General features: G+C 35.4%; 18 protein-coding genes and 1 pseudogene. 8 read left to right on the forward strand and 11 right to left on the reverse strand.

Annotated elements, in window-relative coordinates:
* The first annotated feature begins 114 nt into the window (after positions 1–114).
* Positions 115–1128, forward strand: a complete 1014-nt coding sequence (locus tag Q73A0000_RS08755; protein ID WP_193810601.1) for a LacI family DNA-binding transcriptional regulator — start codon at positions 115–117, stop codon at positions 1126–1128.
* 137 nt (positions 1129–1265) lie between these two features.
* Here Q73A0000_RS08755 and Q73A0000_RS08760 read toward each other — a convergent pair whose 3' ends face one another.
* The 10 genes from Q73A0000_RS08760 to kduI form a co-directional block, all read right to left on the reverse strand.
* Positions 1266–2876 carry a UxaA family hydrolase gene (locus Q73A0000_RS08760; RefSeq protein ID WP_193810602.1) on the reverse strand — a complete coding sequence of 537 codons (1611 nt, stop codon included), beginning with the start codon at positions 2874–2876 and terminating at the stop codon, positions 1266–1268.
* A gap of 11 nt (positions 2877–2887) precedes the next feature.
* Entirely contained in the window at positions 2888–4351 is a 1464-nt protein-coding gene (locus Q73A0000_RS08765) for a tagaturonate reductase (protein WP_193810603.1), read from the reverse strand.
* Between the two features lie 4 nt (positions 4352–4355).
* Entirely contained in the window at positions 4356–5891 is a 1536-nt protein-coding gene (locus tag Q73A0000_RS08770; RefSeq protein WP_193810604.1) for an MFS transporter, read from the reverse strand.
* A gap of 33 nt (positions 5892–5924) precedes the next feature.
* Positions 5925–6587 (reverse strand): bifunctional 4-hydroxy-2-oxoglutarate aldolase/2-dehydro-3-deoxy-phosphogluconate aldolase, encoded by a 663-nt coding sequence (locus Q73A0000_RS08775; RefSeq protein ID WP_193810605.1) that lies wholly within the window; start codon positions 6585–6587, stop codon positions 5925–5927.
* Positions 6588–6592: 5 nt separating this feature from the next.
* The gene (locus Q73A0000_RS08780) at positions 6593–7042 is read right to left on the reverse strand and encodes a YhcH/YjgK/YiaL family protein (RefSeq protein ID WP_193810606.1); all 450 of its coding nucleotides are present in this window, start codon (positions 7040–7042) and stop codon (positions 6593–6595) included.
* 6 nt (positions 7043–7048) lie between these two features.
* Positions 7049–8092, reverse strand: coding sequence for a sugar kinase (locus tag Q73A0000_RS08785; protein ID WP_193810575.1), 1044 nt, complete (start codon positions 8090–8092; stop codon positions 7049–7051).
* A gap of 70 nt (positions 8093–8162) precedes the next feature.
* Complete coding sequence (locus tag Q73A0000_RS08790) at positions 8163–8486, reverse strand: cupin domain-containing protein (RefSeq protein ID WP_193810607.1); 324 nt, start codon at positions 8484–8486, stop codon at positions 8163–8165.
* Positions 8487–8498: 12 nt separating this feature from the next.
* Positions 8499–9899, reverse strand: a complete 1401-nt coding sequence (uxaC, locus tag Q73A0000_RS08795; protein ID WP_193810608.1) for a glucuronate isomerase — start codon at positions 9897–9899, stop codon at positions 8499–8501.
* A gap of 12 nt (positions 9900–9911) precedes the next feature.
* On the reverse strand, positions 9912–10697 hold the full coding sequence (locus tag Q73A0000_RS08800; protein ID WP_193810609.1) for a gluconate 5-dehydrogenase: 786 nt from the start codon (positions 10695–10697) through the stop codon (positions 9912–9914).
* Positions 10698–10700: 3 nt separating this feature from the next.
* Positions 10701–11537, reverse strand: a complete 837-nt coding sequence (gene kduI / locus Q73A0000_RS08805) for a 5-dehydro-4-deoxy-D-glucuronate isomerase (protein WP_193810610.1) — start codon at positions 11535–11537, stop codon at positions 10701–10703.
* 594 nt (positions 11538–12131) lie between these two features.
* On the opposite strand from kduI, the gene Q73A0000_RS08810 reads away from it, so the two are divergent.
* Both Q73A0000_RS08810 and Q73A0000_RS08815 read left to right on the forward strand, forming a co-directional pair.
* Positions 12132–15308: a pectinesterase family protein gene (locus tag Q73A0000_RS08810; protein WP_193810611.1), complete on the forward strand. Its 3177-nt coding sequence runs from the start codon at positions 12132–12134 to the stop codon at positions 15306–15308.
* 211 nt (positions 15309–15519) lie between these two features.
* Positions 15520–16320 (forward strand): aspartate dehydrogenase domain-containing protein, encoded by an 801-nt coding sequence (locus tag Q73A0000_RS08815; RefSeq protein WP_193810612.1) that lies wholly within the window; start codon positions 15520–15522, stop codon positions 16318–16320.
* On the opposite strand, the gene Q73A0000_RS08820 is transcribed toward Q73A0000_RS08815, so the two are convergent.
* Complete coding sequence (locus Q73A0000_RS08820) at positions 16298–17221, reverse strand: D-isomer specific 2-hydroxyacid dehydrogenase family protein (protein WP_208458768.1); 924 nt, start codon at positions 17219–17221, stop codon at positions 16298–16300. The genes Q73A0000_RS08815 and Q73A0000_RS08820 overlap by 23 nt on opposite strands.
* 461 nt (positions 17222–17682) lie before the next feature.
* On the opposite strand from Q73A0000_RS08820, the pseudogene Q73A0000_RS08825 reads away from it, so the two are divergent.
* The 5 genes and pseudogenes from Q73A0000_RS08825 (at position 17683) to Q73A0000_RS08845 (ending at position 20537) form a co-directional block, all read left to right on the forward strand.
* Positions 17683–18000, forward strand: a pseudogene (locus tag Q73A0000_RS08825) (GNAT family N-acetyltransferase).
* Between the two features lie 21 nt (positions 18001–18021).
* Positions 18022–18957: a pirin family protein gene (locus tag Q73A0000_RS08830; protein WP_193810613.1), complete on the forward strand. Its 936-nt coding sequence runs from the start codon at positions 18022–18024 to the stop codon at positions 18955–18957.
* Positions 18958–18965: 8 nt separating this feature from the next.
* Positions 18966–19499, forward strand: coding sequence for an NADPH-dependent FMN reductase (locus tag Q73A0000_RS08835; protein ID WP_193810614.1), 534 nt, complete (start codon positions 18966–18968; stop codon positions 19497–19499).
* Positions 19496–20068: a TMEM175 family protein gene (locus Q73A0000_RS08840; RefSeq protein WP_193810615.1), complete on the forward strand. Its 573-nt coding sequence runs from the start codon at positions 19496–19498 to the stop codon at positions 20066–20068. The genes Q73A0000_RS08835 and Q73A0000_RS08840 overlap by 4 nt, the downstream gene beginning before the upstream one ends.
* A gap of 55 nt (positions 20069–20123) precedes the next feature.
* Positions 20124–20537, forward strand: coding sequence for an OsmC family protein (locus Q73A0000_RS08845; protein ID WP_193810616.1), 414 nt, complete (start codon positions 20124–20126; stop codon positions 20535–20537).
* The last annotated feature ends 1 nt before the right edge of the window (position 20538 follow it).

Here is a 20538-nt window from a genome sequence, read left to right on the forward strand (position 1 = left end):
TAAATCATGTTAATAATCTGTTATTTCCTAAGGGATATAACCAATAAATGGCTAAATTTGCAACTACTGCGATGTTTCGCTTACAATTCTAATAAAAAATACTGATAAAAAAAAATGATCAAAAAGGTAACGATTTATGACATCGCCAAAGTATTGAATGTAACTGCAGCAACGGTTTCCAGGGCATTAAACAATAATAAAAACATTAGTGAGGCTACGAAAAAGCTCGTATTGGAAACGGCGGAAAAAATGAATTATGAACCTAACAAACTTGCCCTTGCCTTAAAGAGTGGAAAGAGCAATAACATTGGAGTTATTGTTCCCCGCATTAACACTAATTTCTTCGGATCCATAATTCGTGGAATTGAGGATGAACTCAATCCCAGTGGGTATCATATCATTATTTGTCAAAGTCACAATGATGAAACAAAAGAGATCAATAACATCGAATCACTGATTAACTCTCAGGTTGACGCAATTTTCATTTCAACATCGAGCAAACATTCAGAACAGTTTGAGAAAATTTTGAAAAAAAATATTCCCTTGATTTTCTTTGATAGAAAAAAGACAATGGATGGAGTAAGCTCAGTAACTATTGACGATTTTGCAGGAGGTTATATGGCAACAAAACATTTGATAGACCAGGGTTGTAGAAAGATTGCCCATTTGGCTTCCGGTGATTTTAAAATTGAAATATTTCATGATCGTCATGAAGGTTATAAGCAAGCACTAATTGATCATGGAATCGATTACAGGGAAGACTACGTGATCCATACCACAAGTAAAATTGCAGAAGGAAAAATTGCAGTTGCTCAACTTTTTGAATTAGATGAAAAACCAGATGCTATTTTTTCTTCCAGTGATTTTCTGGCTCTAGGAGCTATTCAGGAATTAAAAGCAAGAAATATTAAAATCCCAGAAGAAGTTGCTGTGATTGGATTTGCGAATGAACCTTTTACCAATTTTGAAGAGTTATCAATAAGTACAATTGACCAGTTTCCGGTAGAAATGGGTCAAATGACGGCGAGAGTATTTTTAGAACAGATGGCAACAAGTCAGAACATTAAGATTGATAAAAAAGTAGTGATGGAACCTAAACTCATCATTCGGAAATCATCCAAAAAATAAATATAAAAAAGAAGCCGTCTCATAACTATATGAAACGGCTTTTTTTATGTTTTTCTCACGGACTCCTGTCAGAGCATGGGTGTCAAATATTAGAATCTCAGAAGGTGAGTTGGAGTATTGAGACACTTTCTTTTGTTTTATAATGAAACTCCCCTTTTCCAGGGAATAAAGATATCTTGCTTCAACTGATCCGCTTTGGTTTCTACGTTTCCACTAGCCAATTCAATAATGTAATCAACGATTTCTTCGCCAACTTCCTGAATGGTTTTTTCACCAGTAATTACAGTTCCAGCATTTACATCAATAATGTCATGCATTCTTTGAATAAGCGCAGTGTTGGATGAAATTTTAACAACAGGAGTAATTGGATTTCCCATTGGATTTCCTAAACCTGTCGTAAATAAAACCACGGTTGCGCCTGATCCTACAAGTCCTGTGGTACATTCAGCATCATTGCCAGGAGTATTTAAAAGATTTAATCCAGGCTTTGTAACATATTCTCCATAATCTAAAACGTCGACAATAGGAGCCGTTCCACCTTTTTTGGCAGCACCTGCAGATTTCATGGCATCTGTAATTAATCCGTCTTTAATATTTCCTGGTGAAGGATTCATATCGAATCCTGAACCTGCATCAACGACCGATTTTTCAAACGCTTTCATTAGAGATAAAAATTTATCTGCTTTTTCCTCATCCACACATCTGTTCATTAGTTCCTGCTCAACGCCACACAATTCCGGAAATTCCGCTAAAATAGATTTACCACCGAGTGCAGCGAAAATATCAGAAACCACTCCTAAGGCAGGGTTTGCAGATATTCCTGAAAACCCATCAGATCCGCCACATTCCAAACCAATACTTAATTTTGAAAGTGGAGCCGGTTTTCTCAGAATTTGGTTGGCTCTTTTAATGGCTTCAAAAGAATCCTTAATCACCATCTGAAACATTTTATCAGTAGTTCCGATTTGCTGTTGTTCATAGATCAAAATTTCTTTATCACTATTGGGACTCATTTCTTTCAGTGCCTCATTAAAAATGTTAATCTGTAAATTTTGACAGCCTAAACTTAAAATCGTGGCTCCCGCAACATTCGGATTATTTACATATCCAGCAAGTAATTTTGCCAAGAGTTCAGAATCTTGTCTGATACCGCCACAACCACCTTGATGATTGATGAATTTCACCTCCACATTATCCAAAAGATTTTCATCGATTGTATTTTCAGCCACTTCTTCCACGCTTTTTTCTTCAATTAAAGAGCGCAGGAAATTTTTATAAGAAACGTCCTTTTTAGGTAAAAGTTCATTTTCGAAAATCTCTTTTAGTTTCTCGATATTTTTATTTTCACAGAAAACTAAAGGAAAAAATAGCCAAACATTTTTTGTTCCTACTTGTCCATCTGCCCGATGATAACCGTTAAAAGTTTTGTCTTTCCAACGATCAACATTTGGAGGAGTCCAACCTAAGTTTCCGTTTTTGCCAAAAACCTTTTCGCTCTGATGCTTTACGTTTTCGGTCGTAATTACTTCTCCTTTTTTTATAGGTAAATTAGCTTTTCCTACCAAAACACCATACATGATAATATCATCGCCAATAGCAAAATCTTTCTCTGCAATTTTATGTTTTGCTTTTACAGGTGTTACAGCAACAATCTCTTCATTTTCAAAAATCAAATGTTCTCCCTGTTCTAAATCTTGTAATGCTACGATGACATTGTCATGCGCATTCACTTTCATTAATTTTTTCATTTTAAAAACTTTTAAGAAAATTGTTCTATAAAATTCTGGTATCCTTTTTCAATTCCGTTTTTATCAATTTCTGAAATTGCAACAGTGATCGCATTTTGTAAACCTTCCACTTTATTTAAATCCTGATCCCACAACTCCAGATTTCCTAAAGTTTGTGAGACTGTTTTCTGAAGGTCATTTTGATTCCAGTATTCGGTCATTGCTTCTACAATTACTGGCGAATCTTTGATTGGTAAATTTTCATTTTGCCAGCTTCCCTGATAAAACCTAATTGTCGCAGCGAAACCAAAAACCAGATTTAATGGTAATTTATTCTCTGCTTTGATATAATCTAAAATCGTCGGTAAAACGCGCACTTTAAATTTAGGAATAGAATTTAAAGCAATATCTGAAAGTTGATGTTTGATAAAAGGATTTCTAAAACGATCCAGAACTTCATGAGCAAAATCCTCCAGTTCCTTTTTATCCATTTCTAAAGTTGGGATAATTTCGTCGAAGGTCAATTTCTTGATAAAACCTGCTGTAAAATCATTGTCCATAGAATGCTGCACGGTCTTATTTCCACACATAATAGAAAAAGGAACCATCGCAGTATGAATACCATTAAGAATTCTAACTTTTCTGGTGCGATAAGGCTGCATGTCTTCTACAATCTTCACATCTAATTTGGTTTTATGAAACGGCAGTTTAGCTTTCAGATCTTCTCCACCTTCAATTACCCAAAGGAAAAACGGTTCAGCAGCTACTAAAATATCATCATGATAATCTAATTTATCATTATACTGATCTATTTCATTTCGAGGATATCCCGGAACGATACGATCTACTAACGTATTATGGAAACTACAAGCTTCGGAAAGCCAGGTTTTAAATTCAACTTCTAATTTCCAAAGGTCAGAATATTGCAACAATACCTCTTTCAAAGTATCTGCATTATGATTGATCAACTCACACGGAATAATGGTTAAACCTTTCGAGTTATCTCCTTTAAAATATTTAAATCTTTGATATAGAAAAACCGCTAATTTCGCAGGAAATGATTGTGGACTCTTCTCTGAAATAACGTCTGTATCAACAAATTCAATTCCCGCTTCTGTTGTATTAGAAATTACGAATTCTAAAGTGTCTAATTTAGCCACATCCAGAAAATCCTGAAAATCTTTGTACGGATTAATACATTTAACAATGTTGTCAATTAAATGAATTTCCTGAATTGGATTGTTATTTTTAATTCCGTTTAAGAAGAGCGTAAATAACCCATCTTGTTTGGCGATCAAATCCACCATTCCTCCTTGCAAAGGTTGAACTACCGCGATTCCGGCATTAAAATTTTGTTCTTTATTTAAAGTTTGAAAAGCATAATCTACAAAAGCACGCAGGAAATTTCCTTCACCGAATTGCAATACTTTTATCGGATACGTCTGATTATTGCTGTAATTCTCTCTATTTATTTTTAATTTAGTTTGACTTTCCATTTTATTAATCTTTTATAACTTTATATTGTGGTACCAATGATTTCATGAGAAACCACGCGATGAGATATGCAACTGCACAAATTGAGAAAATAATCATGTATCCTGTATTAATACCATCAGAAATTACAGCGCCGGAATTTCTTAAATCTTCGAAGAAATGTTCAGGAATTCTTTCGGTATTGAATTGTGGATATTTTTGTAAAAAAGGAACGCCGTTTACCGTTGTCCAAGCTTTATGAGAATAATCGAATAATACTCCAGATCCTTTATTAATTAAAAAAGATCCTAATCCACCGGCCATTCCACCGATTCCCGTGATGGTAGCAATCGCTCTTTTGGGAAACATATCACCAACAGTTGAGAAAATATTTGCAGACCAAGCTTGATGTGCTGCTCCTGCGATTCCAATAATAATTACCGGGAACCAATAAGAAATAGATCCGGCGGGTTGTGCCACTAAAGCGAGTAGTGGAAAGAAAGCGAAAATAAGCATTGCTTTCATTCTACCTGAATAGGGATTCATCCCTAATTTATCAACAAAATATTTCGGCAACCAACCACCAATAATTGATAGCAGCGTAATTGCGTAAAGAATAAATAACGGGATCGCACTTTTGGTACTGTCCATTCCATAAACTGAACTTAGGTAAGCCGGAGTCCAGAAAAGGTAAAACCACCACACTCCGTCAGTCATGAATTTACCAACGATAAATGCCCAGGTTTGTCTGTATTTAAAACTTTGCGCGAACGTAAAACTCTTTTCTTTTTCAGATGAAGCTCTTTTCGCTATATCTTCCTCGGTATCATCTTGCTGAATATATTTTAATTCTTCTGCATTTAGTTTTTTACAGAGGTGTGGCTTTCTATAATAAAACTGCCATAAACCCATCCACAAAAATCCTAATGCACCGATAATAATAAAAGCCATTTCCCAACCGTACGCTCTTGCAATAAAAGGAATTGTCAGTGGTGCAGCTAAAGCTCCAACTGTTGCTCCTGCATTAAAAATACTGGTTGAAAAAGCACGATCTTTCTTCGGGAAAAACTCTGCTGTTGTTTTAATTGCAGCCGGAAAATTTCCTGCTTCACCAACGGCTAAAATTAAACGGGCGAAAATAAATAAAGTAACACTGGTGCTGATAATTAAGGAAACGTTATCGACTTTTGCTAATGCTTCTTTGGAACCTTCAAAACTAAAAATCCAATCTCCTGTAATTAGGCCGGAAGTTGCGATTCCACAGAATGCATGTAAACACGCTCCTACAGACCAAATCCCGATTGCCCACATAAATCCTTTTTTGGTATCTAACCAGTCCACAAATTTTCCGGCGAAAAACATACTGACCGCATAGAAAATAGAAAACAAGGCGGTAATATTACCGTAATCGTTATTATTCCAGTGAAATTCGGGCTCAATAAAATCCTTCCACGTTAATGAAAGAACCTGTCTGTCCATATAATTAATGGTCGTGGCCAAAAAAAGCAGGGTACAAATGGTCCACCTGTAGTTACTTGGTTTCATAGAGATTTCCCGTTTCATATCAAGGATAATGTTTTTAATTAGAATTTAATTCTATTTGATGGTTTGAATCAGCTCCAGCACTTTTCTAGTTTCAGTTTCTATGGTTGCATAGTCACGAGATTCCATTAAAGGTTTGCTGATTAATTTACTTCCCATTCCTACTGCAGAAACACCGGCTTTATACCAGCTTTGAATATTTTCTTTCGTCGTATCTACTCCACCTGTTGGCATAAAAAGTAAATTCGGAAAAATATCTTTAATGCCACTTAAAAAATCTGGACCTAACATATTTCCTGGGAATAATTTGATGAATTTCACTCCTGCATTTTCAGCAGCAATTATTTCTGTTGGCGTCATACAACCAGGACTGTAAAATAAATCTTTAGCAATTAAAAATGCTGCAACTTCAGGAACAAATCCGGGACTGATGAAAAAGTCAGCACCTGCTTTCAAGAAATTTTCTGCTTGTTCTAGATTTTTAATGGTTCCGATTCCTAACAACAAATCTGGCATTTCAGCATTTCTAACTTCAACCATTTTGGTGAAATTTCTCAAAGCTGCTTCGCCACGATTCGTATATTCTATTGCTCTAACCCCAGCTTTATAAACACTTCTTAAAATTTCTAATGTTACTTCTTCACTTGCATTAAAGTATAGTGGAAGCATTCCCTGTTTCACAATTGCCTCGGAAACGGATTGGCTATTATTTTTCATTTATCTTAAATTTTAACTTTAAAAACTATTTTCTTAATATCATCTACTCCGATCATTGGAGCATGAACATCTTCTGGAAAAAATATGACGAATTGATTATCCTGCAACTGAAAAAAAGTATCTGGAATTTCTGAAAAAAACCGAACATCTTTTTCTGCATTGTATTCGCCGTTTTGCTTGGTACATTTCTCACGCGGTTTCCAACCGATAGATTCCAGACCTTTCACACAAACCTGAATATCGATGGTGTGATCATGACATTCAAATTTAGAAAGACTTACCTCTTTTGATTTGCCCGGTTTATTGCTTATAATCGCTTTTAAACCTTCCGTTATTTCAATGGTTCCATCTGGTAATTCTGCCAAATTATTTTGGTTTAAAAAATCAAATGCTTTTCCAAATAAAGGATGCAAAGCCGCATATTTTGAACTGTTTTTAAGGGTATCTATAATCATAGCAAATTATCTAGCAACTCTACCAGAAGAATCTCCACCCATTAATTTCATTACTTCATCAACAGTCACCAAATTGGCGTCACCTTTAATGGTATGTTTCAAACAAGATGCTGCAACAGCGAAATCCAAAGCGTTTTGATCATCATTTGGATAAGTTAATAATCCGTAGATTAATCCACCCATGAAAGAATCTCCACCACCTACTCTATCTACGATATCGGTAATTTGATACTGACGGGTTTGCAACATTTCTTTACCGTCATATAAAACTCCGGCCCAAGTATTATGAGAAGCTGAAATTGAACCTCTTAAAGTGGTAATTACTTTTTTAGCTTTAGGGAATTTCTTCATCATTTGCTGACAAACAGATAAGAAAGCTTCTGCTTTTACATCGTGACCATGAGTTTGAACTGCAGCTCCATCTGGTTTGATACCGAAATGCATTTCTGCGTCTTCTTCATTTCCTAAAATCACATCACAGTGTGAAGTTAATTCGGTCATGATCGCCTCTCTGTCACCACCGTAATTCCATAATTTTGCACGGTAATTTAAATCTGTAGAAATGGTAATTCCCATTTTACTCGCAACTTTCACTGCTTCTAAACAAACATCGGCAGAACTTTGGGAAATCGCAGGGGTAATCCCGGTCCAGTGGAACCATTCAACTCCTTCGAAAACTTTTTCCCAATCGATCATTCCGGATTGGATTTCTGACATTGCAGAATGTGCTCTGTCGTAAACAACTTTACTTCCTCTGCTTACAGCGCCAGTTTCCAGGAAATAAATTCCCAATCTGTCACCGCCCCAAACAATTTTATCTACGCCAACACCTCTTTTACGCATTTCCATCATGGCACATTGGCCGATGTCATTTTTCGGTAAACGCGTAACAAAATCCACAGGGATTCCATAATTAGCTAATGAGACAGCCACATTTGATTCTCCACCACCATAAACGACATCGAAATTATCGGCTTGTGAAAATCTTAAAAATCCTTGAGGAGCCAATCTCAACATGATTTCTCCAAATGTTACTACTTTTTTTGACATTGTATTATTTGATTTTTTGTTATTACTTTTAATAAGGTTTCAACCTATTTTATTTAAATTCTTGAATTAGTTATTTTAAAAAATCTTCTCGTTTTGGACTGAAAGACTCTATTAAAACACCATCTTCTAAACAAACTACTCCATGCATTATATTGGTTGGAAGAAAAAACGAATCACCGGTTTTTAAAACTTTTTTCTCCTCTTCTATTTGAACTTCAAATGATCCTGAAGCAATATATGCGACTTGCGAATGAATATGTTGATGCAATTTTCCAATTCCGCCTTTTTTAAACCGTACAATTGTCAGCATCAATGAATCATCATAACCAACGACCGCTCTGTCTAAGTTTTCGTCGATCTTTTCCCAATTATAGTTGCTTTGTTCTAAAAACATTTGACTTCAATTTTAGAAATTAAAATATTCTTTCGCATTATTATAACTGATGTCGGATACCATTTTACCGATCCACTCCATTTCGTTTGGTAATTCTCCGCTTTCAATTTCTTTTCCTAAAAGGTTACACAAAACTCTTCTGAAATATTCATGTCTTGGGAAAGATAAAAAGCTTCTTGAATCCGTTAACATCCCAATAAAACAAGAGATTAATCCCATGTTAGAAAGCGCATTCATCTGTTTAGTCATTCCATCTTTTTGGTCCAAAAACCACCATCCAGAACCGAACTGAACTTTTCCTTTTACACTTCCATCATTGAAATTCCCAATCATGGTTGCCAGAACTTCGTTATCGGCAGGATTCAAATTATAAAGAATCGTTTTTGCTAATTTATCTTTAGAATCCAGTGCATTTAAAAACTGTGATAATTTAGCAGCTTGAGAAAAATCTCCGATTGAATCCCAACCTGTATCGGGGCCTAAAACTTTCAGCATTCTCGCATTATTGTTTCTCAAAGCTCCCAAGTGAAATTGCTGAACCCAACCAAATTCATGGTAAGTTTCTGCCAGGAAAAGTAAAATTGCACTGTGGAATTTTAAGCCATCTTGATGCGAAATATTCTTATTTTCTCTTTTATTTTTAAAGATTTCGTTGATTTCGTTTTCGGTAAAATTTTCGAACTCAATTTGATCTAAACCGTGATCACACAATCTACAACCGTTTTCATTAAAGAAAATAATTCTTTTTCTTAAAGCATCCTGTAAATCCTGATAATTCTGAATTTCAATTGCGGCAACTTTTCCTAAAGAATCGATATAATCATTGTAACCGACGTTTTCAATTAAAATAGCTTTGTCTGGTCGGAAAGCCGTACTCATTTTCACGCCACCATTTTGCGTTTTATATTGTTGATGATATTCTAAATTATCGATCGGATCTTCTGTGGTACAAACGAGTTCTGCATTTACTTTTTTCAATAAATTTTGAGTAGAATATGCTGCAGAATTTATTTTAGCTGAAGTTTCTTCGTAGATTTTTTCCGCATTTTTTTCATTGAGTAATTCATTGATATCGAAATAGCGCGCCAATTCCAAATGAGTCCAATGATACAAAGGATTTCTCATGGTATGCGGAACTGTTTTTCCCCACTGTAAAAATTTATCTTTATCGGAAGCGTTTCCAGTGATATAATTTTCATTAATTCCCAAAGTCCGCATCGCTCTCCATTTGTAGTGATCGCCTTTAATCCAAACATCGGTGATATTTTCAAAGATGTTATTTTCCGCAATTAATTTTGGGGAAAGATGATTGTGGTAATCTATAATGGGTTGGTTTTTGGAAAAATTATGGTATAATTCTTCGGCAAACTTATTTTCTAAAAGAAAATTATCGTGAATAAAATTTGAATTCATTTTCTTATTTTTTCAGTCTTCGTTGGCAGGTTTTCCGATGGTTGCAAGGATTCCACCATCTACATAAATTATTTGTCCGTTTACAAAATCACTCGCTCTTGAGGCAAGAAAAACAGCGGCACCTCCCAAATCTTCGGGATTCCCCCATCTTGCTGCAGGAGTTCGACTGATGATAAATTCGTTAAATGGATGTCCATCTACACGAATAGGTTCAGTTTGAGAAGTCGCAAAATATCCGGGACCAATCCCGTTTACCTGAATATTATATTTTGCCCATTCTGTGGCTAAATTTTTGGTAAGCATTTTCAAACCACCTTTTGCCGCAGCATAAGCAGAAACGGTGCTTCTACCAAGTTCACTCATCATTGAACAAATATTGATTATTTTCCCTTCTTTTCTTTCAATCATTTGTTTTGCAACCAATTGAGCCATAATAAAAGGACCAACCAAATCAACATCAATGACTTTTCTGAAATCTGAAACTGCCATAGAAATTGCAGGTTCTCTTTGAATGATTCCGGCATTATTGACCAAAATATGAATATTGCCAACTTCTTCTGTAATTTTTTCTACGTTTATTTTAGCATCAACTTCATTGGTAACATCGAAAATATATCCTTTTGCCTGGTAACCTTTCGATTGATAATATTCCAAAGCGGACTCCATTTTTGAAGGGGTATTTCCGGTAATGATCAGTTGCGCGCCGGCTTGCGCCAAAGCTTCTGCCATTGCCATTCCAAGACCATGAGTACCACCCGTAATAAGTGCGTTTTTACCTTGTAAATTAAATAAATTCATATCTTATCTTAATTCATTTGCGGCAACAATATCCATATCACCATAATCTAAATTTTCTCCGGCCATTCCCCAAATGAAGGAATAGTTAGATGTTCCAGCTCCTGAATGGATTGACCATTCCGGTGATAAAACTGCTTGATTATTTTGCATGAAAATATGACGGGTTTCTTTTGGATCTCCCATAAAATGAGCAACCGACTGTCCTTCTGCAACATCAAAATAGAAGTATGCTTCCATTCTTCTTTCATGCGTGTGAGACGGCATTGTGTTCCATATATTTCCAGGTAAAAGTTCAGTTAAGCCCATTTGCAACTGGCAAGTTTCTACAATACTGTTGACAATTAATTTGTTTAAGATTCTTTTGTTTGCTGTTTTATCATCACCAAGATGTACGATTTCTGCATTTTCTTTCGTGATTTTTTTATTTGGGAAATTTCTGTGCGCTGGGGCGGAATTCAAATAAAATAAAGCTGGTTGATCAGTAGTACTTTTGAAAGTGACTTCTTTAACGCCCATTCCGATGTACAAAGCTTCTTTTTTATTGAGAATAAATTTCTCACCATCTACAGAAACCTCTCCTTCTCCACCAACATTAATAATCCCCAATTCTCTGCGATCTAAGAAATTTTCTGACTTTAAATAAGGTATTGTTTCCAGTTTTACCGTTTCATTTACAGGCATTGCACCACCAACGATTAGTCGGTCGTACATTGAGTAAACGAGATTGATTTCATTATCAACGAAAAGATTTTCCATTAAGAATTCTTTTCTAATTCTACTGGTATCATAATTTTTAGCGTCGTCTGGATGAGAGGCGTATCTAAAACTATACTTTGTCATAATTTTTATTTAAATGTAATCGATTACACAAAGGTAATAATTATTTCTAAATACCAAAATATATTTTTGTGGTATTAATCAAATTAAAAACTAACATTACGAGCACTCAAATAATTTTTTGAGATCAGTAATTAGAGTTAATTTTTATTATTATGAAAAATAATAACTGGAAAAAACTTACACATAATCCAAACATTTTTGATAAAAATTATTAATAACAAACAATTTTCATCCTAAAAGAATCAGATATCTATTTATTTTGAAGGCTTACTTTTCACTTTCTATTTAATTGCACAGATTATTCGAACAGATCTCACTCCTAAAACTTAAATAAAAACTGACTTAACAATCCAATTTTATATTACATTTGTGTAATCGATTGCAAAAAATTTACCTATAGAGTCGAAATTCATATTATTAGAATAAATATTAAAAGATTACCAACGGAAGTTGATTAATTTTTCAGCTCAATAGATGATAACCTAACAACTAATAGAATTCACACCGAACTTTCAAATCAAACAGATTACTACATTTCAATTAAAAATATTTTTATATAATTCATTTAATACCAACCATTTAACCTCCAGTATTATGTTTAAACAATTATTTTTTCTGATCGTTCTTTCTTTAATCGGTACACCAACAGTTTTTGGACAACAAAAAACAGATGTTTGGGATTTTGGAGCAAAGCAGCTAGATGTTGCTTTCTACAATAATAAGTTGACCGAAGCTGGAATAAATTCCTGGTACACAGAAACACCGGGAAGCACCAATATAGGAATGCCAGCAAGTTTTGTTGCAGGAGATTTATCCTGGACTGGTGCCACAAATGATCGCTTAAGAACTTCAAATACAAATCTTACCCGTTATGATAACAATTTAGGACCTGGAACTGCTGCCGGTTATACCGGAAGATTATATATCAATGCAGGAGCTGCAGTCGGGCGGTTTTTCACCTTTACTTTAAACGAAGATGACGAGATTTCTATTATCGCAAATTCTGATGCTGCGGGACTGTTAAATTTTGTTTACGTAACAAATCCAACGGCGCAAACTAATTTGGTAGCAACTACTTTAGCAGCTGTTGAATATAAATTTGTAGCAAAATATGCAGGAAATTATAAAATTTTCGAATCTGTAAGTAAGCCAAGTTATTATCAAATTCAAAGAAAAGCAGCGACTTATGTTACAGTAAATGGAAATGTAAATACTACAAATACGGTATCTGTTCCTGATAATTATTCGGTTCTGTTTACAAATAAAGCAGGAAAAACGTGGACAGCACCTGTAACAGACGGCTCTTATTCTGTGAAATTACCTGCAAATTATTCTTATGACTTAAGTTTAGTTAATGCAAATGGATATGTAATCACAACTGGTGAAACATTGGAAGCAACTCCTGCTACAACTACCCACAATATTGTAATTGATCAGGTTACTCTGTACAAAGTAAGTGGAACAATTTCTGGTTTAGGAAGTAGCAGCAACATCAATAATCTTGCGTTAGTTTACACGCCAGATCCGGCTGCAAACACTGTATTTGTTCCTAAACCTATTATTGATAAAGCTTCTGGAAATTATACAGTGAACTTAGAATCGAATATCAATTATACCATTTCAGCAACCGGCGTTAATGATGATGAGATCTTGGCGAATACGATTTTAATTTCGCCTCAAAACACCGTATCAAATATCGTTTTCAGTGCAAAACCAAAATACGGCGTTACCATCAATGCCTCCGATTTAAATGCGACTCAACTTGGTCAACTTCAATTGACTTTTACCAATATAAATGAAGCCGGATACCTGTACAATTTTACGAATATCAATGTAATTAGTTTAAGAAATGGAACTTATTCGGTTTCATATTCTGGGTTGGATCAATATTCTTTAGAAATGAAACCAACTTCTTATCTTAAAATCAATAATGCATCGGCAACGAAAGAACTGAAATTTAATCCAATAACCAATTGGTCATTTGATGATAAAGTAATCACAGCAAGTACACCCTATTATAAAGGTTTGGCTTTCACAGGAAATATCGTAAATGAAATTACTAAAGGTCATATCGTTTGCCAAACCGGTTCTGCGATTTCTGTACCAATGAATCCTGGAGAGAAATTAGTAATTTCTTATTATTACGCTGCAAATTTCTCAATCAATGGAGGTTCTGCGGTTACTACAAATAGTGGAAGCACCAGTACGATTGAAAATAAAGATTATCTCTACACCGGCACTTCTCCCGGAAACGTGCTGATTAATTGCGCAGGATTAACCTACATTAAAAATATCTCTAAATACAAAGATGTGCAGTACACTCCTACAATTTCTGTAGGAAGTGGCAAAGATTACCCAACGATTAATGATGCGTTAACTGCTATTTCAAGAATGGTGAGAACCACTACAGAACGTGTTACCGTACTCATTGAACCAGGTAATTATGAGGAAATGATCGTTATAAAAAATGCAAATATTACTTTAAAAAATGCCTCTTCAAATCCAAGTATTGCATTAGCAAATAAAGGGGTAAACATTGATCCAAATGCAGTGCGAATTACTTCCTATTACGGAGTTGGGTACAATTATTTTAGTCAAGGAACAGATAATAAGTGGAATGAGAATGCTCTAGCAATTAATAAAGCCAATGGATTTACCAGCTATACCAATGTTAGTGGAAGTACAAATGGATCTTACTGGAACGCCACAGTTGTCGTAAACGCAGCTAATTTTGAAGCAGAAAATATTATTTTCGAAAACTCTTTCAATCAATATATTTCTCAAAAAGAATCAGATGATGTTCTGGTAATGGTTGTAGGAAATAAGGGGCAAAGACCAACTTTGGTTGGAGATGTTGCGGTACAAAATAAATCCTTTGTCGAAAGAGCTGCCGCAATTGCAGTCGCTAATAATATTGATAAAGTATTTTTGAAAAACTGTAGAGTCGTAGGAAGACAAGATTCTTTTTACGGTGGAACCGGATCCAGAGTTGCCGTTTATAAAGGCGTAATGATGGGAGCCGTCGATTATATTTTCGGTCCAATGACCGCCGTGTTTTATAAGACAAAATTTGCAATGAATACAAGTGATGTTTCAGGTGATCTGTCTTATCTAACCGCACCACAACAAACATCAGGAAGAGGATTTTTATTATACGAATGTATCATAGGTTCAGCGATTCCAGGAATAGAAACAGCTTCAGTTTATCGCTCAAAACCTGGATTCTTCGGTAGACCATGGGCAGCAAATACAGGGGAAGCAGTAATTTATAAAGCAACTGTTGAAACTTCAGATTTCCCAGGACAATTTGACAATTCATTAATTTCTCCTCCAGGTTGGTTAAATACATTAAACGGAACCTCGGATAGAGTTTATGAATATCAAACTACAGAATTATCTGGAGTTAATAATTCCGCAAAACGTGAACCTTGGTCTAAAGTTTTAATTACGCCTTTCTTAACTGATGGAACGGAAATTACCCCTTTTAATTTTACCAAAGGTAATGACAATTGGGATCCATTTAATTTGGAAATTTTAGGAACTACAAATAACTATTCTAAAACTACGGTAAATATTTTCACTTCTGAAAAGTCGGTTTACATTTCTAATGTTAAAGCGAATACTGACGTAAAAGTGTATCACATGAATGGCTCTTTAGCAAAGATGTTCACCACGAAATCTGACACCAATTTTGAGTTGCCTAGAGGAATATATCTGGTAACTGTTCAAGCGAAAGACGGAATAAAATCTGTAAAAGTGTTAAGTAAATAAAAAATTATTTCTAAAATCCAAAACCGTCTCCCTGCAGAGACGGTTTTTTTTATTTTATTAGAACAAGGCAGGCTGGTTTCCTTAGGACTTTATGAATAAGGATATTTTTTGATCTTCATAAATCGATTAACTCATTTAAAAAATAAATCATTAGAATGAATTGCTGATGCCAATTTTTGCTATGACCATATAAAATTATTATGTTCGCATTATGAGAACAAAAACTTTGGCAATTGTAGGTTGTGGTAAACTTGCAAATATTGTCGCGGAAGCTTTAATTAAAGGTTTATTGCCAGATTATAAATTAATTGGAACTTATTCCAGAACTTTTGAAAAAGCAGAAAATATTGCCAAAAAAATTCAAGATTTAAATTTAAATTATACTTGTAAACCCTGCCATTCTCTGGAAGAACTACTCAATCTTAAACCAGATTATATTGTAGAAACAGCTTCTCCAACTTCTTTACGAGAATTGGCACTTCCTGCGCTGAAAAACGGATCTTCTATTGTGACTCTGTCAATTGGTGCTTTTGCTGATAACGATTTTTATGAAAAGGTAAAGGAAACAGCAACGGAAAACGGAACTCGTGTGCACCTTGCTTCTGGTGCAATTGGCGGTTTTGATGTTTTACGAACGGTCTCTTTAATGGAAGAAAGTGAAGTAACTTTTAAAACTAAAAAAGGCCCGAATTCTCTCAAAAACACAGAGGTTTACGATGATGCTTTACAGACTGAAGAACGTGAGGTTTTTAAAGGAGATGCTTCTGAAGCAATTGCACTTTTTCCAACCCGAGTAAATGTCGCTGTAGCTGCTGCTTTAGCTTCAACTGGACCAGAAAACGTGAAGGTTTCTATCAACTCAATTCCAGACTTTGTGGGTGATGATCACCGTATCGAAATTAAGAGTGATCAAATTCACGCAATCATTGATGTTTACAGTAAAACAGCAAAAATTGCAGGTTGGAGTGTAGTGAATACTTTGCGAAATATTACGTCGCCGATTGCTTTTTAAGATAACTGGTAATATTTGCCAAAACTTTTTCACTTAAACGAATAAATGCCTGGCTCGTTCTACCAGAAGAAACTTCCATGCAAACTACTTTGGGATGATTAACTAATTTTTCGGAACCTAATGCGCCGACGGTATCACAATAGGCAAGGTTATCTCCCGAAAGCCATTTTAAAAACGGTTCCTCATCCCAAGCTGGAGATAAACCCGTGTTGAATAGTATTTTACGACTGCCTAAATGTTGAAATTCTTCCTCATGCAGCAAAATTGTATTTTTATTTAGACAGGTGACGATGACTTCATTTTCTGCAAGTAATTCGTTTAAAGGTAAAAAGCGATATCCTTTTTCTTCAGATTCAGGTTTTCTGGTTCTGGAAAAATAAGAAACTTCAGCACCGAAAAAATGAAGGGCATCAGCAATCATTCCGCCCGATTTTCCTAAGCCAACAATTCCAACTTTTATTCCGGTAATTTCACGTGGAATTTCGCTCCAGGGTTTTCTTTGAGTTCCATCTGGATAAGTTCCAAAACCGTGCAGACATCTAATTAATTCGCTCACCACATATTCTACCACGCCTTCATCGCCATAATCCCGAATGCCATCAACCACTATTCCGCGAGAGTTTGCGTAAGCGATATCTACATTTGCACTTTCTGGACTGTAAAGCGAACAACACATTCCAACATATTTAATGTTCGGACATTGTTCTAAAGATTCACTTCCCAAAGTTGTAGAGTAACTTACTAAAACACCATCTGCATCACCGATACGGTTTACAATTTCCTCAATACTTGAAGGTCTGTCATTGTAAATCGTCACACTTTCAGCAAAGCTTTCCAACTGTTTTTCCGCTGATGGAATTAAATTTAACGGCTCGATTGCTATGAGTTTTTTGAAAATCATTTTTATTTTATTTTATTTTATAACATTTATGCACGACCTGAATAAAAGTTTTACATACTAAATTTTAAACTTTGGATCCTTGTCGGAATAGATAAGATATGAAAATTTACTTCAAAAAGAAATTTTGTTGCCATAATTTGATTTAACAAAGCCTTCGCATAATTGGAGCGGTAATCAATATTGGAACCCACAATTTCCTCTAAACTTTCTATAAGTTTATGAAATGAAATCAGAATTTTGAACGGACTTGTATATTTGTAATTACTAATTATATTGTGTTAAAAAAGCCCATTTTTATTAAATGAAGACCGGCTACATATATTATATCCATTAATTAAAATGCAATCTATGAGCATCATCGATTATACCTTTTTGTAGCCGATTTTTTTATCATAGGTTAATGAATGACTGGTTGTTAATGTTGTATTTTTGTTTTCAAATTAACTACAAAATGAAAAATTATGAAACCAGAATTTGAAAATATCCCGCTCGTAAAAAACGAAAAAAAGAAACGTTTTGAAATCGAAGTCAACGGTCATTTCGCCTTTATCAATTATGGCGATTTTGGAAACCAGATTGCTTTGGTCCATACCGAAGCAGAACCGGAATTAGCCGGAACAGGAGCAGCCGCTGCAGTTGTAGAGAAAACTTTGGACTCCATTGAAAAGTAAGGCAAGTTGTTACTTCCGTTCTGTCCTTATGTTTTCGCCTATATCAAAAGACATCCGGAATGGAAACGCATTGTAGATCCACATTTTAATGGTTACGAAAGTATTTAATTTTAAATTAAAATAAAGAAAATGCAATCAAACGTAGGACTTATTATAGAAGAAAAAGCGGCAGATATCGGTAATTTTTTGGTCGGAAGACTGTTGCCGTTCCGCGAAAAAAGAGCGGTTGGCCCCTTTGTGTTTATTGATCATATGGGACCGACCTGTCTGAAAGAATATCAGAATCTCGACGTGTTGCCACATCCTCATATCGGCCTTTCTACACTGACTTATCTTTTGTCGGGATCGATCTTTCACCGCGACAGTATGGGAAATGCCATCGAAATTAAACCAGGGGAAGTGAACTGGATGACGGCGGGAAAAGGAGTCGTTCATTCTGAAAGAACTCCGGAATATTTGCGCGAATCGTCTATGTTTTTGCATGGTTTTCAAATCTGGATCGGACTTCCGAAAGAACTGGAACAAAGCGAACCCACCTTTTTTCATATCGGCAAATCTGAAATTCCCGAATGGGAGGAAAACGGTGTTGAATATAAACTGATCGCTGGTGAAATTATTGGTAAGAAATCCCCTGTTCCCGTGCACAGTCCGTTATATTTTTTAGAAATTAAAACTAAAAATGCGCAAAAAATAAATATTGGCGAACATCTTTTTGGCGAAGTCGGAATGTATGTGATGGACGGAACCGTAAAAATTGACGGCCAAGAATTCGGTACGAAACAATTGCTGATTGCGAAAAATGCGACGCTTTGTGAATTTGAGACGACGGGCGAAACTTCTGTTTATATTTTCGGTGGCGAACCATTTTCCGAAGAACGTTTTATGTTTTGGAATTTTGTGAATTCTGATAAAGAAATGCTCGAAAAAGCAAAGAAAAACTGGTACGAGCAAAATCACGACGCCTTTCCATTGGTTCCGGAAGATGATCAGGAATATGTGCCGTTGCCAAGATCTGTATTTGATATAAAAAAAGACAACGAAGCCACTAAAAGTAAATTATTATAACCAAATCTATGAAAATATTAGCCTTCGCTGGAAGTTCCTCCTCTACCTCAAGAAACAAAGAACTTGTAAAATATGTCCTGAAAAGGTTTACCGAACACGACATTAATCTTTTGGATCTTAAAGATTTTGATATGCCGGTTTTTTCGGTCGACCGTGAAAAAGATGGGTTTCCGCACGAAGCGCACAATTTTCTGAAAGCGATTGAAGAATGTGATGCTATTATTTGCTCCATGGCAGAACACAACCGCAGTTACAGCGCTGCTTTTAAAAATGTTTTCGACTGGGCTTCCAGAATTAATGTGAAAGTTTTTCAGGATAAACCGATCTTGTTGATGTCCACTTCTCCTGGTGGATACGGCGGTGGAAATGTGATGGCGACGGCTCATAAATTCTTCCCACAATTTGGCGCGGATATCCGTGATACTTTTTCCTTACCGAAATTTATAGAAAATTTTGATGTAGAAAATACGGAGATCCTCAACGCCGAGTTCAAGGCGGAATTGGATCAGAAAATTTCCGACTTTAAAAAAGGTTTATCATGAATTCCGGAAGATTAGAAGCCTTCAGCGACGGGGTTATCGCCATTATCATCACCATCATGGTGCTCGATTTAAAAGTTCCGACGGGTTCCGATTTCGAAACCCTGAAACCGTTGATTTTCAAATTCTTGTCTTACATCATGAGTTTTATTTATGTGGCGATTTACTGGAATAATCATCATCATTTGTTTCAGGCCATAGAGAAAGTGAACGGTAAAACCTTGTGGAGTAATTTGATGCTGCTTTTCTTTTTATCCTTAATTCCCTTTACAAGTGCCTGGATGGGCGAGAATGATTTTGATAAAAATCCGGTCGCGCTTTATGGTTTTAATCTTTTAATGTGTGCTTTAGCGTGGACGGTACTTTCAAGAGTCTCCATTCAACTGGAAGGTAAAAATTCAAAAATCGGTCAGGCAATGGAAAATCAAACAAAGGAAATTATTTCTACGGTTCTGTATATTTCAGGAATCGTGTTATCCTTTTTCTTTCCGGTAATCAGTGTTAGTCTCTATTTTATAGTCGCTCTAATGTGGTTAATCCCTGACAAAAGGATCGAAAAAAAACTACTCTAGCAACCAACCTCTATTTCAACCTTTTACTTTTAAAAAATATAAAAGTTAACACATTATGAGTGTAAAAGTACTTGCCCGGATCGGGACCGAAAAATATTATACGGAAGTAACTGCCGGTAAAAATAAAATAATTACAGACGAACCTTTGGATAAAGGAGGTCTGGATAAAGGTTTTAATCCGTTTGAATTGTTAGCGGCGTCGCTTGCAACCTGTACTGTTGCGACTTTAAGAATGTATATTGACCGAAAAGGTTGGTCGGTTCCGGAAATTGATGTTGAAGTAGAAATGGAAAATTATCCGCAAACTAAAAACACCATCTTTACGAGAAAGATCAGTTACGGTGAAGCCCTTCTGGAAGCAGAACAACTGGCAAGACTTCATCATATTGCAGATGCGTGTCCTGTTCATAAAATGCTACACGGAAACATGGAGATTAATACACTATTTCTTGAAAAACAGGAACTTTAAA

This window comes from Kaistella flava (ex Peng et al. 2021), from assembly GCF_015191005.1.
Taxonomy (GTDB): domain Bacteria; phylum Bacteroidota; class Bacteroidia; order Flavobacteriales; family Weeksellaceae; genus Kaistella; species Kaistella flava.

Coding starts and splice junctions, on each gene's coding strand:
- Q73A0000_RS08820 (WP_208458768.1), bottom strand. CDS start 17,221: ATGATTTTCAAAAAACTCATAGCAATCGAGCCGTTAAATTTAATTCCA.
- Q73A0000_RS08775 (WP_193810605.1), bottom strand. CDS start 6,587: ATGAAAAATAATAGCCAATCCGTTTCCGAGGCAATTGTGAAACAGGGA.
- kduI (WP_193810610.1), bottom strand. CDS start 11,537: ATGACAAAGTATAGTTTTAGATACGCCTCTCATCCAGACGACGCTAAA.
- uxaC (WP_193810608.1), bottom strand. CDS start 9,899: ATGAATTCAAATTTTATTCACGATAATTTTCTTTTAGAAAATAAGTTT.
- Q73A0000_RS08790 (WP_193810607.1), bottom strand. CDS start 8,486: ATGTTTTTAGAACAAAGCAACTATAATTGGGAAAAGATCGACGAAAAC.
- Q73A0000_RS08845 (WP_193810616.1), top strand. CDS start 20,124: ATGAGTGTAAAAGTACTTGCCCGGATCGGGACCGAAAAATATTATACG.
- Q73A0000_RS08810 (WP_193810611.1), top strand. CDS start 12,132: ATGTTTAAACAATTATTTTTTCTGATCGTTCTTTCTTTAATCGGTACA.
- Q73A0000_RS08815 (WP_193810612.1), top strand. CDS start 15,520: ATGAGAACAAAAACTTTGGCAATTGTAGGTTGTGGTAAACTTGCAAAT.
- Q73A0000_RS08800 (WP_193810609.1), bottom strand. CDS start 10,697: ATGAATTTATTTAATTTACAAGGTAAAAACGCACTTATTACGGGTGGT.
- Q73A0000_RS08785 (WP_193810575.1), bottom strand. CDS start 8,092: ATGTCAAAAAAAGTAGTAACATTTGGAGAAATCATGTTGAGATTGGCT.
- Q73A0000_RS08840 (WP_193810615.1), top strand. CDS start 19,496: ATGAATTCCGGAAGATTAGAAGCCTTCAGCGACGGGGTTATCGCCATT.
- Q73A0000_RS08755 (WP_193810601.1), top strand. CDS start 115: ATGATCAAAAAGGTAACGATTTATGACATCGCCAAAGTATTGAATGTA.
- Q73A0000_RS08835 (WP_193810614.1), top strand. CDS start 18,966: ATGAAAATATTAGCCTTCGCTGGAAGTTCCTCCTCTACCTCAAGAAAC.
- Q73A0000_RS08770 (WP_193810604.1), bottom strand. CDS start 5,891: ATGAAACGGGAAATCTCTATGAAACCAAGTAACTACAGGTGGACCATT.
- Q73A0000_RS08765 (WP_193810603.1), bottom strand. CDS start 4,351: ATGGAAAGTCAAACTAAATTAAAAATAAATAGAGAGAATTACAGCAAT.
- Q73A0000_RS08760 (WP_193810602.1), bottom strand. CDS start 2,876: ATGAAAAAATTAATGAAAGTGAATGCGCATGACAATGTCATCGTAGCA.
- Q73A0000_RS08780 (WP_193810606.1), bottom strand. CDS start 7,042: ATGATTATAGATACCCTTAAAAACAGTTCAAAATATGCGGCTTTGCAT.
- Q73A0000_RS08830 (WP_193810613.1), top strand. CDS start 18,022: ATGCAATCAAACGTAGGACTTATTATAGAAGAAAAAGCGGCAGATATC.